The sequence below is a fragment of the Cellulosimicrobium cellulans genome (assembly GCF_042723955.1).
Lineage (GTDB): Bacteria > Actinomycetota > Actinomycetes > Actinomycetales > Cellulomonadaceae > Cellulosimicrobium > Cellulosimicrobium cellulans_H.
On sequence record NZ_JBHXIC010000079.1, the window covers coordinates 1 to 13,644 of the forward strand.

At 76.6% G+C, this 13,644-nt stretch carries 10 protein-coding genes; 3 read left to right on the plus strand and 7 right to left on the minus strand.

Translation table 11 applies throughout. From position 1 onward, the window contains the following. Positions 1–82 precede the first annotated feature (82 nt). The 3 genes from ACFWH7_RS17045 to ACFWH7_RS17055 form a co-directional block, all read right to left on the minus strand. Positions 83–1,558 (minus strand): NCS2 family permease, encoded by a 1,476-nt coding sequence (locus ACFWH7_RS17045; protein WP_378218172.1) that lies wholly within the window; start codon positions 1,556–1,558, stop codon positions 83–85. A gap of 85 nt (positions 1,559–1,643) precedes the next feature. Next, positions 1,644–2,390 carry a hypothetical protein gene (locus ACFWH7_RS17050; protein ID WP_378218174.1) on the minus strand — a complete coding sequence of 249 codons (747 nt, stop codon included), beginning with the start codon at positions 2,388–2,390 and terminating at the stop codon, positions 1,644–1,646. A 39-nt stretch (positions 2,391–2,429) separates the two neighbouring features. After that, positions 2,430–3,944 (minus strand): sugar transferase, encoded by a 1,515-nt coding sequence (locus ACFWH7_RS17055; RefSeq protein ID WP_378218176.1) that lies wholly within the window; start codon positions 3,942–3,944, stop codon positions 2,430–2,432. 446 nt (positions 3,945–4,390) lie between these two features. Between ACFWH7_RS17055 and ACFWH7_RS17060 the strand changes: the two genes are divergently transcribed. Next, entirely contained in the window at positions 4,391–4,654 is a 264-nt protein-coding gene (locus ACFWH7_RS17060; RefSeq protein ID WP_378218178.1) for a DUF2530 domain-containing protein, read from the plus strand. Here the strand turns inward: ACFWH7_RS17060 and ACFWH7_RS17065 are convergent. The 4 genes from ACFWH7_RS17065 to ACFWH7_RS17080 are packed head-to-tail and all read right to left on the minus strand — an operon-like array spanning position 4,630 to position 9,937. Continuing rightward, positions 4,630–7,770 (minus strand): sacsin N-terminal ATP-binding-like domain-containing protein, encoded by a 3,141-nt coding sequence (locus ACFWH7_RS17065; protein WP_378218180.1) that lies wholly within the window; start codon positions 7,768–7,770, stop codon positions 4,630–4,632. The genes ACFWH7_RS17060 and ACFWH7_RS17065 overlap by 25 nt on opposite strands. After that, positions 7,767–8,762, minus strand: a complete 996-nt coding sequence (locus ACFWH7_RS17070) for a DUF3027 domain-containing protein (RefSeq protein WP_378218182.1) — start codon at positions 8,760–8,762, stop codon at positions 7,767–7,769. Before ACFWH7_RS17070 ends, ACFWH7_RS17065 begins: the two co-directional genes overlap by 4 nt. A 1-nt stretch (position 8,763) precedes the next feature. Next, on the minus strand, positions 8,764–9,147 hold the full coding sequence (locus ACFWH7_RS17075; protein WP_378218184.1) for a cold-shock protein: 384 nt from the start codon (positions 9,145–9,147) through the stop codon (positions 8,764–8,766). A gap of 40 nt (positions 9,148–9,187) precedes the next feature. After that, complete coding sequence (locus ACFWH7_RS17080) at positions 9,188–9,937, minus strand: TetR/AcrR family transcriptional regulator (protein ID WP_378218186.1); 750 nt, start codon at positions 9,935–9,937, stop codon at positions 9,188–9,190. Positions 9,938–10,058: 121 nt separating this feature from the next. On the opposite strand from ACFWH7_RS17080, the gene ACFWH7_RS17085 reads away from it, so the two are divergent. Together ACFWH7_RS17085 and ACFWH7_RS17090 are read left to right on the plus strand one after the other, a co-directional pair. Continuing rightward, complete coding sequence (locus tag ACFWH7_RS17085; RefSeq protein WP_378218188.1) at positions 10,059–10,997, plus strand: NAD-dependent epimerase/dehydratase family protein; 939 nt, start codon at positions 10,059–10,061, stop codon at positions 10,995–10,997. A 51-nt stretch (positions 10,998–11,048) separates the two neighbouring features. Then, positions 11,049–13,553: a helicase-associated domain-containing protein gene (locus ACFWH7_RS17090; RefSeq protein WP_378218190.1), complete on the plus strand. Its 2,505-nt coding sequence runs from the start codon at positions 11,049–11,051 to the stop codon at positions 13,551–13,553. Positions 13,554–13,644: the final 91 nt, after the last annotated feature.

Sequence of the window (13,644 nt, forward strand, 5' to 3'; positions counted from 1 at the left end):
GGCGCGCCGCGCGGCGGCGGGGCGCGCCCCCCCGCCCCCACCCCCCCCCCCCCACCCCCCCCGCGCTCGTCATGGGCCGAGCCTAGAGGCCCAGGACCTCCCGGATCGGGCCGAGGAGGAAGTACACGAGGAACATCGCCGACGCGATCCACATGAGCGGGTGGATCGCCCGGACCTTGCCGAGCGCGAGCTTGATGAGGACGAACGCGAGGAAGCCCGCGCCGATGCCGTCCGCGATCGAGTAGGTGAACGGCATGACGATGATCGTGAGGAAGGCCGGGATGGCGATCTCGACGTTCTTCCAGGAGATGCCGGCGATCTGCGTCATCATGAGGAACCCGACGAAGACCAGCGCGGGCGCGGCCGCCTCGTAGGGCACGAGCGCGACGAGCGGCGACAGGAACGTCGCGAGCAGGAACGCGACGCCCGTGACGACGGACGCGAGGCCGGTGCGCGCACCCTCGCCCGCGCCGGTCGTGGACTCGACGAAGCTCGTGTTCGACGACACGGAGCCCGCGCCTCCCGCGGCCGCGGCGAGCGAGTCGACGACGAGGATCGCGCGCGAGCGCGGCGGGGTGCCGTCCTCGTCGAGGAGGCGCGCCTCGGCGCCCACGGCGACCATCGTGCCCATCGTGTCGAAGAAGTCGGCGAGCAGGAGCGAGAACACCAGCAGGATGACCGTGACGGTCGCGATGTTCTGGAACGAGCCCAGCAGCGAGAACTGGCCGAGGAGGCCGAAGTCGGGGACCTGCGCGACGCCGTCGAACGTGGGCGCGTTGAGGTTGAAGCCGTTCGGGTTCGAGCCGTCGGGCGCCTTCGCGCCGATGTGCAGGGTGTTCTCCAGCACGACGGCGAGCGCGGTCGCGGTGAGGATCGCGACGAGCAGGGCGCCCTTGACCTTGCGGACCCACAGCACGATCGTCAGTACCAGGCCGACCACGAACACGAGGATCGGCCACGTGCCGAGGTTGCCGAGCGCGAGGAGCGTGCCGCTGCCGGCGGTGACGAAGCCCGCGTTGACGAGGCCGATGAGCGCGATGAAGAGGCCGATGCCCACGCTGATGGCCGTCTTCAGCTCGACCGGGACCGCGCGGAAGACCGCCTCGCGGAACCCGGTGAGCACGAGGACGAGGATGATGAGGCCCTCGATGACGACGAGGCCCATCGCGTCCGCCCACGTCACCCCCGGCAGCGAGGCGATGGAGTACGCCACGACCGCGTTGAGGCCCAGCCCGGCCGCGAGGCCGAGGGGGAAGTTCGCGAAGACGCCCATGGCGATCGTCATGACGCCCGCGACGAGCGCGGTGGCCGCGGCGATCTTGCCGAAGTCGGGCGCGTCGCCGCCGCCGAGGAACTGGCCCGTGCCGTCCTGGACCGTCCCGATGATCAGCGGGTTCAGCACGATGATGTACGCCATCGCGAAGAACGTGACGAGACCACCACGGATCTCGGTGCCGATCGTCGAGCCGCGCTCGGTGATCTTGAAGAAGCGGTCGATCGCGCCGGACGCAGGGGGCGGCGCCTGCTCGTCCTCGCGGACGGAGGTGGGTGTGGACATGGTGAGAATGCTGCCAGAACCCTGTGACCGCGCGGTAACACGCGGGACACGGTCCGGCATCGCCCCCGGGAGGTGTCCGCGCACGTCAGGCGGCGCCGACCGCGGCGAGCGCCGCGACGGGTGTGCTCGACGCCACGTCGGCGTCGTCGTGCCGGCCCTCGCGGAGGCCGTCGAGGGCCGCGAGGCGCGGCGTGCCGGCGCCGTGCCCGAGCCCCTCCGCCGTCGCGAGGTCGGTGACGGTCCGGGGTGCGCCGGTCGCGAGCTGCACCGCGTGGAGCGCGTCGAGGATCGCGGCCGCCCGCTCGCCGTCCGGGCCTGCGGGCACCCCGTGGACCAGCCGTGACGGGTGCAGGAGGTCGACGACCGCGTGGCCCGGCCGGTGCTCGTCGGGCACCCACGCGACCGTCGCCCGGACGCCGTCGGCGGCGAGCCCTGCCGCGAGCCACTCCGCGGTGCCCGCCGGGACGCGGGCGCGCCCGACGACCAGGTCCCCCGGGCCGAGGTGCGGGGCGAGGTCGTCGAGCGCGTCACGGAGCGCCACCACGCGCGAGACGCCGTCGGGGTCGGGGTCGGGGCCCGCGCCGACGCACAGGACGTGCACGCGCGCCCCGGCGACCGCGGTGCGGTCCGTCGTGGGGCGCAGCCGGCCGCTCACGAGGCCGAGCGCGAGGAGGCGGTGGAGACGTGGCTCAGCCGCGCGGCTCGGTCCCGTGCGGAGCGCGTCGAGCGCGCGGGGGTCCGTGTCGTGGAGCACGACCTCGTGGCCCGCCGCCGCGAGGCAGGCCGCGTGCAGGACGCCGCGGCGACCGCACCCCGAGACCGAGACCCGCACGACGCACCTCCCCGCGCCCGACCCTGCACCCCGCCGGCCTCAGTAGGCCCCGGAGCCGGAGAACACCGCGCGCGCCGTGCGCGCGAGGATGAGGAAGTCGCCGAACATCGTCCAGTTCTCGACGTAGTACACGTCGAGGCGGACGCTCTCCTCCCACGACAGGTCCGACCTGCCGCCGACCTGCCACAGGCCCGTGAGACCGGGCTTGACCAGGAGACGACGCCGCACCTTCTTCTCGTACTTCTGGACCTCGCGCGGCAGCGGCGGCCGCGGCCCGACGAGGCTCATGTCGCCGCGCAGCACGTTGAAGAGCTGCGGGAGCTCGTCGAGCGAGTAGCGGCGCAGCACACGGCCGACGCGGGTGACGCGCGGGTCGTCGCGCATCTTGAACAGCGGGCCCGCGCCGTCGTTCTGCTCCTCGAGGTGCTGGACCTCGCGGTCGGCGCCGGCGCGCATCGACCGGAACTTGAACATGGGGAACGTCCGGCCGTTGCGGCCGACGCGCTCCTGACGGAAGAGCACCGGGCCGCGGCTGGTGACCCGAACCGCGAGCGCGACGAGCACGAGCACTGGCAGCGCGGCGAGCGTGATGAGCGCGGCGCCGGTCCAGTCGATGACGGACTTCACGGCGAACTTGGGCCCCGTGAACCGGGGCGCGTCCACGTGCAGGAGCGAGACGCTCTCCGCGGGCGTGATGGTGATGCGCGGTCCGGCGACGTCGGCGAGCTCGGCCGTGAGCATGAGGTCGACGCCGTACGGCTCGAGCTCCCAACCCAGCCGCCGCACGACCTCGGCGGTGATGGCGTCCGACCCCGACACGGCGACGACGTCCGCTCCGACCCGCGTGGCGACCTCGCCCGCGTGCCGCAGCTCCCCGAGGACCGGGACGCCGCGGATCTCCTCGCCGGCACCGAACCCGCCCGACGGGACGCACACGCCGACGACGCGGTACCCCGACTCGTCGCGGCCGTTGAGGTCGCGGATGAGGCGCTCGGCCTGGTCGCGGTGGCCGATCGCGAGCACCGCCGAGCGCATGCGCCCGTGGGCCCGCTGGCCGTGCAGCCACTGCCGCCAGGCGTAGCGGCCGAGGAGCAGTCCGCCGAGGCCGATCGGGAACGCGAACGCGAGATACCCGCGTGCCTCGGGGAAGCGCAGGAGGAACGCGAGCACCGCGAGGACGGCGAAGAGCCGCCACGACGCGTCGAAGATCCGGTGGTACTCGGTGGGGCCGCTGCCCATGACCCGCGGGTCGCGCGTCCGGCTCGCGACGAGCGAGAGGGACCAGGCGACACCGACGAGGAGGCTGAGCACGACGTACGGCACGCGCGTCTCGCGGACGGGCTCGTTGATGAACTGGTCCCAGCGCAAGAAGTAGGCGACGAGCACGGCGACGACGATCACCGCCGTGTCGGTGAGCAGGAGCCGACGCCGGTAGGCGACCTCCCAGCCCTGCGCGGCGAACGCGGCGCGAGCGGCGCGGATCCGGGCCGCGGGAGTCGTGGCGAGAAGGGTGCGCAGGCTCCGCCTGGCGTCCTCGGTGACGCTGTGGGACATGCGTCCACCTCCGGTCGGTTCCACACCCTGCATGGCGACTCATCCTAGGGTTCAGAAACTGCGGGAACGAGAGTTGTCAGGGGGTTTCACCCGGGTGAGAAGACGTTCCGCACCGTTGTGGTCGGGGGCGTCCTGAGGGGCAGGATCCTGCGGATCTCGCGCTGGCCTAGCCACTCGGAGAAATAGATTGGACGGGTGTCCAGATTCCACGTTCTGCCGAAGGTCCGGATACATCGGACGAAGGTCCCGGAGCGATGCGCGGCACGGCGCCGGCCAGATCCACCTGGACAGGTGACCACATGTGGAGGCCGTAGCACGGCGCATGCATCCTAGCGTGCCGTTGCGAGTGCTCCCGACGTGTGCTCACACCAGAAGGGGATGTGGCGCAGGTCACGGCTGTGACATCCGGGTGCGGGTGAAAACCGCGCCGTGGCTACGATGCCCCTGTGCCCTCGTTCGTCACGCTGCTGCTCCACCCCGACCGCCGACGCCCCGACCCGGGGCCGTGGCGCGTCGACCTGCGCGTCGTGATCCTCGTCGGGATGGGCCTCTGGGCGGTCGCGCTCGTCGTGTGCGCCGTCCTCCTCGCCCTGGGGACGATCTCCCCGCGCGCGGTCACCACGTGCGGCGCCGGCCTCGTCCTCGGCCTCCTCGGGCTCGCGTGGGAGCGCCGGAACCGGACCCGCTACCGCACCTCCTCGGACGACTGAGGGTCCCAGGCCGTCCGCGCCAGCGCCTCCTGCGCCGCTCCCGGGTCGCGGAGCACCTCCTCGAGCACGAACCTCGCGCCGTAGCGTCCCGCCGCGACCGCGAGCCCCGCGGCGAGCCCGGCCGGCCCCGTCGCGTGCACGACGGCGTCCGCTCCCCCGCCGCGCTCCACCCACCACGAGACCGCGACCCCGCTCACGCGGAGGTCGTCGTGGCGCTCCCAGGTGCGCGGCACCGGCCCGTCGAGGACCGCGTGCACCACCTCGGGGACGTCGGCACGACGACCGGCCGCGTCGGGGGCGGGGGCGTCGCGCGGGACGGTCGCGACGTCCAGGAGGTCCGCGACCTCGGCGACGAGGCCCGGCGGTGCCGGGAGGACCGCGCGGACGGGCGACCACATCGGGTCGGGCGCGACGGCGACGTCGTCCGCGCCGACCACGAGGACCGCGCCGGTGCGCAGCGCGGGCACCCGGTCCGGCGGCGGGTCCAGCCGTTCGCCCCGGCCCGCGAGGACGCCGAACGCCCGCCAGAGCGTCAGCGCGGTCTGCGCGTCGACGGGCTGCCCGACGTCGGACAGGTCGTCCAGCAGCTCGACCCACTCGTCCGGCTCGAGCTCCGCGAGGTCCCGTACGCCGCCCAGCGCGACGAGCGCCTCCTCGTCGAGTCCCACCACCTCCGGCGGTGCCGTGCGCAGGAACGGGGCCCGCCGGGTGCCGGTCCCGAGCGCGAACGCGCCACCGAGCTCCTCGCGCAGCCACCACGCGGTGTAGGAGCGGGCCACGGCGGCCGTCCTGCCGCCCTCGGCCCGCACGGGGGCGAGCAGCGCCTCGCGCGCGGCCGGGTCCGCGGCGAGGCGCGCGAGGGCGTCGGGCCACGCGTCGTCGGCGACGGCGTCCAGGTCGGCGACCGCGACGACGTCACCCACGTACGCCTCGGGGCCGAGGGTCGTCGTGAGGTACGCGAGGTAGCCGCCCCAGTCGGACAGCCACCCCTCCGGCGCGTGCGGGTCCAGGTCCGGCTCGTCGTCGGCCGACGCGGGCGTGAGCACGTCGCGCACGTGCAGCACGCCGAGACCTGCGGCCGCTCCCACCGCGCGCAGCACCGGCTCGCCCCAGCGGGCGACGACCGCGGGATCGACGAGGTCGAGCGTGCCGAGCGCGTCCGCGGCCCACGTCCCGGGCAGCGCGCAGCCCCGCACGGGCGCGCGGTCGCCGTCGACCGTCGGGACGGGCAGCTCCCCCCACCAGAACGGCAACCCCGCCCGCGCCGGGTCCGGCACGTCGCGCACCGCCGCCGCGACCAGCGCGAGCAGCCGCTCGACGTCCGCCGCCGGGTCGTCGCCCGCCTCTGCCGCGTCCGACGCCGCGAGGACGCGCTCGCGGACGGCCCCGTCGGAGAGCACCGTCCGCAGGTCCGTCGCGCGCGCCCCGAGGCGTTCCAGCAGCGGGTGCGCCGCGCGCGGGTCGACGACGCGCAGCCCCAGGTCGGCCGCCTCGCGGGCGTCCAGCACCCCGCCGCCCGCGTCCGCGCGCTCGCCCGACCCGGTGTCGAGGAGGAGGAGACCGCGGGCGCCCCGCACGACCTGCCCACCGAGCAGCGGCACGGGGAGCGCGCCCAGCGCCTCGAGCACCGACCGGTCGGCGGAGTGCGGCGCGAAGGCCTCGTACAGCGCCCGCCAGCGCGCCGGGTCGGCGACGAGCGGGAGCTCGTCCACCACGTCCGCGAGGTCCACGACCTGCGCCCCGAGCGACCGCGCGACCGCGCGGAGCGGACCCGGGACGTCCACCAGGTGCGCGACCCCGAGCTCGGCCCGCACGCGCGCGTCGCCCACGTCGCCCGCGAGGACGCGCGCCTCTGCCGGCGCGACCAGGGAGTGCCGGGGGGTGTCGGCCTCCTCGTCGTCGGCCGCCCCGGGTGGCTCCTCGGCGCCCCGCGGGGGCGGCGCGTCGAGCGGAAGGAGGGGCGTCCGCGCGAGCTCCGCCTCGGCCGACGCACGCACCTCGGCGTCGATCGCGCTCGCCGGCAGCCCGGTCGGGACGAGGGCCAGCACGTCGGCGCCGCGCGACCGCGCGAGCCCCCCGAGCAGCTCCGCGTACGCCCGCCCCGCCGCGCGCGCGACGTGCACGGTGACCGGCCCGGACGGGACGTGCCGGCGCGCCGGGTCCAACGGGAAGGTCGCCAGGAGGAGCGCGGGGAACGTGAGGTGCTCGTCGGTGGGAGTCGGGGCGTGCAGGACGTCGGTGCGCGCACCGACGTGGGGCAGCGCCCACGTGACCGTCCACCGCGTCGTCGCACGCTCCTCGACCGGGCGGTCCGCGAGCAGCACCGGGTCGATCGCCCCCTCCCGACGCAGGACGGTCCACCGGTCGGCGACGTCGGCGACGCGGCGCTCCGGGACACCGTCCCCGGCCACGACGACCTCGGCCAGCGCGGGGAGCGCGAGCAGCAGCGGGTCCCCCACGTCGGCGAGCTCCGCGCGGACGGCGGCGAGTGCGTCGGCGTCACGCAGCTCGAGCTCGACGACCGTGTCGTAGCCCGACGGCACCTCGACGCGGGTCGGGAACGGGAGCCGCAGCACCGGGAGCCGGTCGCCGCGGCGCGCCACCTCGGCGGCAAGGTCGGGACGGTCGGCGACCACGTCGTCGAGCGCGGCGCGCGTGCGGGCGAGCGACAGCTCGACGGCGCGCTCCCCCGCCCCGACCCGCACCCGGTCGGAGACCGAGCGGACGGCCGCGAAGCCGACCCCGAACCGGCCGACCGTGGCCGCCCGGCCGTCGGCGTCGAGCGCACCCCGCCCCGTCGCGGACGCGCGCAGCGCCACGAGCGACGCGACGCCCGGCGCGTCCAGCGGCTCGCCGGTGTTCGCCGCGCGCAGCACCCAGGTCCCGTCAGGTCCCGACGGCGCGTGCAGGCTCAGTCGCAGCCGTCCCGGGACCCCCGCACGGGCCGCCGCGTCCGCGGCGTTCTGCGCGAGCTCGACGACGACCCGCCCCCGGTACGACCCGTGGGCGTGGTCCTCCTCGGTGTTCGCGTCCTCGCGCAGGCGCGTGGGCGACGACCGCCACGCCTCCAGGACCGCACGGCGCAGCGTGGCCGTCCCGAAGACGTCGTCCGTCACTCCTGCGGCTCGTCCGTCGCCGGCACTGCGTCCGGCTGGGCGTCGACCGGGGCCTCGTCGACCGGTGCCGGCTCACCCGGCGCATCGTCGTCCGGCGCGGCCGCGAGCCCGGGCTCCGGGCCGTCGAGCACGGGCGCGGGGTCCGCGTCCGCCGACGCGACCATCTCGGTCGCGGGCTCCGCCGTCGGGGCGACCGACTCGAGCAGCGAGACGATCTCGACGTGCAGCTCGTCGACGAGAGGGTCGGCGTCCGGCCAGTCGCTGCGCTGCGGCTCGACGTCGGTCTCCGAGTGCGCGCCGCAGCCGTGGTCGAGGCTCACGACCTTGCCGTCGTCGGGCGACCACTCGTTCGCGCACACCCCGAACACCTGGCCGAGGCTGCCCTGGAGGGTGACGAGGAAGCCGCACGACCCGCACTCGGCGGCCGACGCGACGGCACCGCGCGCCGTCGGGCCGCGCGAGCCGCGGTACCAGCGCTCGGCGGCCTCGTCCCGGCCCTGCGGGGACAGGACGCGGGCGCGCGCGAGGGCGAGCTCGTCGATCGCGACGGAGTCCTGCTCCTCGTCGCCCGTCGGCACGTAGCCGGGCTCGAGGCACGGGTCGTCGGCGCGGAACGGGAGCACGTCGCCCGGCCCGACGTCGCCCGGGCGCAGGCGCTCGGACCACGGGAGCCACGACGGTGCGAGCAGCGCGCCGTCGCCCGGCAGCAGCTCGACCTCGCACACCGTGGCCGTCCGGCCGCGTGGCACGCGCGCGAGGGTGACGGTCCAGTGCCAGCCGCGGTAGCCGCGCATCGTGCACGCGAACCGGTGGGAGATGAGGCGGTCCGCCTCCGCGTACGTGCCGAGGTGCTCCCCGACGTCGTCGGGGCTCTCGGCGACCTCCTGGGCCGCGGCGCGCGCGAGCTCGACCGCGCCCGTGAGCACGGCGTCCCGCGCGGCACGCGCGGACACTCCCCGGGAACGCTCCTCGGCGGCAGCCACGGCGACCATGTCAGCCCTCGATCTCGTCGGCGACCACGCGCAGGACCTTGGCGACCATCGCGGACTTGCCCTTCTCCGGGTAGCGACCGCGGCGCAGCCCGTTGCCGATCCCGTCGAGCTCCTTGATGAGGTCCTCCACGATGACCGCCATCTCGTCGGCCGAGCGACGCTTCGCCTTGACCACGGACGGGGCCGGGTCGAGGAGCTTGACCGCGAGCGCCTGCGGGCCGCGTCGCCCGTCCGCGACGCCGAAGTCGACGCGCGCGCCGGGCTTGGGCGCCGGCGCGTCCGCGGGCAGCGCGGAGGCGTGCAGGAAGACCTCGCCGCCGTCGTCGTTGGCGATGAAGCCGAAGCCGCGTTCGGTGTCGAACCACTTGACCTTGCCGGTGGGCACGTGAACCTCGTTCGTGCTCGTAGGAACCAGAACCCCCAGGCTACCGGCCATGCGGCGGCAAAGCCGCATCCGTCCCGCGCGGGACGACGCCGGCGTCCGCCCCCACCCGCAGCGCGACGGCGTCGAACCAGTCCGCGTAGTCGGCGACCGTGCGGTGGAGGTGGCCGAACAGCTCGAAGGAGACCGTGCCGAACAGCGTGGTCCAGGCCATGAGCGTGCGCACGACGGCCTCCGCCGGGGCGTCGGGCGCGACGAGGCCCCGTGCGCTCACGAACGCGAGGGCGGGAGCGACCAGCGCGGCCGCGTCGCCCCCGGACGACGGGGCAGGTGCCGGGCCGGCGCCGTCGGACCAGGAGTCGGCGACGATCCCGACGAGCGCGCGGACGACCCGGGTCGCGGGCTCGACGGTGTCCTGCGGTGCCGCGTACCCCGGGACCGGCGTGCCGTAGAGCAGCGCGAAGTCGCCGGGGCGCTCGACGCACCACGACCGCAGCGCCCGGCACGCGGCGAGCCACCGGCCGGTCAGGTCGTCGCGCGAGACGGCGGCCTCCGCGGTCTCGACGGCCGCGCCGAGCTCGTCGTAGCACTCGACGAGGAGGGCGGTGAGCAGCGCGTCGCGGCTCGGGAAGTAGCGGTAGACGGCCGAGGACACCATGCCGACGTCGCGCGCGACGGCGCGCAGCGAGAGCGCGGCAGGGCCGTCGGCCACGAGGCGCGCGCGGGCGGCGTCGAGGATGTCGCGCGTCAGGGTCTCGCGCGCCGGGGCGCGCGCCGTCCGGGGTGCCGTCATCCCGCCAGGGTGACAGAGGAGAGCGCCGCCCACAAACGAGAGCACCGCTCTTGCATTCGACCCGCGTCCGTGCCATGCTCCTCGACGAAGCGAGAGCACTGCTCTCGGAAAGGAGGCCCCCATGTCCAGCACCCCGTCCCCCGCCGACCGGCACGTCGTCGTCGGCGCCGGCCCGGTCGGCCGCCACGTCGCCGCCGAGCTCGCGGCCCGCGGGTCGCACGCCACCGTCGTCACCCGCAGCGGCCGGGACACCGGCGTCGCCGGCGTCACGCACCTCGCCCTCGACGCGTCCGACGCCGACGCGCTGACCCGCGTCACCGAGGGCGCCGACGTCCTCTACAACTGCGCCAACCCCGGCGACTACACGCAGTGGGAGCGGGTCTGGCCGCCGCTCGCGACCGCGCTGCTCACCGCCGTCGAGCGCACCGGCGCCGTCTACGCGATCACGGGCAACCTCTACCCGTACGGTCCCGTCGACGGGCCGATGACCGAGGACCTGCCCGACGTCGCGGCCGACCACAAGGGCGTCCTGCGCGCCCGGCTCTGGGCCGACGCGCTCGCCGCGCACCGCGCCGGTCGCGCGCGCGTCGTCGAGGTCCGCAGCTCCGACTTCGTCGGGCCCGGGGTCGGGAGCAACGGGCACGTCTCGCGCGTCGTGCCGGCCGCCCTGCGCGGGCGCTCCGTGACGATGATCGGTCGCACGGACCTGCCGCACTCGTTCACCGACGTCCGCGACGCCGCACGCACGCTCGTCGCGGCGGCGGCGGACCCCGACGCGCACGGCCGCACGTGGCACAGCCCGAGCAACCCGCCGCGCACGCAGCGCGAGGCGCTCACGGACGTCCTCGCGAGCGTCGGGCGACCGCCCGTCCGGGTCCGCTCCCTGCGCGGCGCGGGCCTCGCCGCCGCCGGTCTGTTCTCGCCCCTCCTGCGCGAGCTGCGCGACCTCGCCTACCAGTGGGAGCGCCCCTACGTCCTCGACGACACGGCGGCGCGCGCCCGCTTCGGGATCGAGCCGACGCCCTGGGACGAGGTCTGCCGACGCACCGCCCGCGGCTGAGCACCCGGACCACCCGCGGGCCGTGGCCGCGCGGCGCGTAACATCGAACGGATGGCCACCTCCCGGCCCGAGCGGGCTCCGACGTACAGCGAGTCGCTGCGCCAGCGCGACGACGCCGCCCTGGTCGCGCTGCTCGGACGGCGGCCCGACCTCGCGACGCCGTCGCCCTCGACCCTCCTCTCGCTCGCCGCGCGCGCGATGAACCGGACGAGCCTGGAACGCGCGCTCGCGGGGCTGGACGAGCTCACGCTCCACGTCCTGGAGTCGGTGCTGGTCCTCGACTCGGTGGGGTCCTCCGCGACGGCGGCGGCGGTCGCCCGGGCGACGGGCGTCGACCGTGCGCGCGTCACCGCCGCGCTCGCCCTCCTCGACGAGCTCGCGCTCGTCTGGACCCCCGGCACCCGGTCGGCCGGGTTCCGCCCGGCGCCAGGTGTCGCGGAGGTCCTCGGCCCCCACCCCGCCGGCCTCGGCCCCGTCGCGGCTCTCGCCGCCGGCGACGCGAGCGCGGCCGGGACGAGCGCGCCGCCGAGCGACCTGCCCGACGACGCCCCGCCGGGCGCCCGGGCGATCCTCGACGCGCTGACGTGGGGGCCGCCCGTCGGGGTCGCGCCCCACGCGGACGCGTCGGCCCGGCGCGCGACGGGCTGGCTCGTCGAGCACGGCTACCTGCGCGCGACGGACGAGCGGCACGTCGTGCTGCCGCGCGAGGTCGGGCTCGCCCTGCGCGGTGGTCGCACCCACCGCGACGTCCGGACCGCGCCGCCCGTCCCGGAGGTCCGCGAGCTCGCCGCGGCGACGGTCGACGCGGAGTCCGCGAGCGCCGGGCTCGAGGCCGTGCGGCTCGTCGCGCGGCTCGTGACGCACTGGACCGAGCACCCGCCGGGCGTGCTGCGCGCCGGCGGGCTCGGGGTGCGCGACCTGCGGCGGGCCGCCCTCGCGCTCGAGGTGGACGACCCGACGGCGGCCGCGGTCGTCGAGCTCGCGGCGGCAGCCGGGCTCGTGGCCGACGACGGCGACGACCCGCCCACGTTCGCCCCGACCCTCGCCGCGGAGGACTGGCTCGACGACGACCTGGGCGACCGCTGGGCGACGCTCGCTCGCGGCTGGTGGCGCTCGCGCCGCACCCCCTGGCTCGTGGGCAGCCGCGACGAGAAGGGCGCCCTGCGTGCCGCGCTCGACCCGGAGCTGTGGCGCCCGTGGGTGCCCCGGCTGCGCCGGTCCGTCCTGGACGTCCTCGACCTCACCCCCGGGCACCCGCTCGCCGCGGCCGACGTCGTCGCGGTGCTCCGCTGGCGCACGCCCCGGGCGGTTCCGCCGGAGCAGGCCGTCGCGGGGCTGCTCCGCGAGGCCGCGCTGCTCGGGGCGACCGGTGCGGGTGCGCTCGCTCCCCCGGGCCGTGTCCTCCTCGGGTCCGACGACGCGGCGTCGTCGCCCGGGACCGGCCCGGCCGACCTCGGCGCCGCCTTCGAGGCGGTGCTCCCGGCCGAGGTCGACGACCTGCTGCTCCAGGGCGACCTCACCGGCATCGTGCCGGGGCGGCCGTCGCGCACGCTCGAGCGGCTCGTGGAGGTCGCGGCCGACGTCGAGTCCCGCGGCGCCGCGACGACGGTCCGGTTCACCCCGGAGTCCGTCCTGCGCGCGCTCGACCGCGGCGCGACGGCCGACGAGCTCCTCGCCGAGCTCGCGGCGCACTCGCGCACGCCCGTGCCCCAGCCGCTCGAGTACCTGGTGCGGGACACCGCCCGCCGCCACGGCCGGGTGCGCGTGGGGACGGCGTCGTCGTACGTGCGTGCCGAGGACCCGGTCCTGCTCGCCGGGATCGCGGAGGACCCGGCCCTGCGCGGGCTGGGCCTGGTGCTCCTCGCGCCGACCGTGCTCGCCTCGGCCGCACCCGCCGGTGAGCTCCAGGAGGCGCTGCGCGCCCGCGGCGTCCCGGCCGTCGTCGAGGGCCCGGACGGGCGTGTGCTCGTCGCGGACCGGGCCGGACGGCGGGGCGCGCCCGACGGCGTCGCGCCGTCCCGACGCGGTCGGGTCACCCCCGCGGGGCGGCGCGCGGGCGGGCGCGCGCGGACGGGCGTCGTCCCCGGTTCCGGGGCGCGCGTCGACGAGCCCGGGGGCGCCGCCGAACGCACCCAGCGGTTCGCGGACCTCGTCGCACGCCTGCGCGCGGCGGACGCGCGCTCGGGTGACGGAGCGGGCGGACGGCCCGGACGGACGGCCCACGCGGAGGGCGACGGGACGCGCGCGGGCGAGCGGACGCCGTCGGGCACGAACGGACGCCGCGACGCCTACGCCCCCGCGGAGGGAACATCCGACCCGGTGGCCGCGTTGGGTCTGCTGCGTGAGGCCATCGCGGACGGCGCGTCGGTCTGGCTCGAGGTGGTCGGACCGACGGGCTCGCAGGACCGGCGCCGCGTGCGGCCCCTCACGCTCGATGCCGGGCGGCTGCGCGCGCAGGACCCGGCGCGCGACGCGGAGCTCACGGTCGCGGTGCACCGCATCGCGTCCGTCGCCCCCGACACCCCGCCGACGGAGAACCCTGGTGGCGCGAGGTAGAACCGTGGTCACGACCACCCCGCGCCCCCCCCGCACCACCGGTAGGCCCCGCGCGTACCCCGGTGAACCACGGGCAGGAGACCACAGAGCC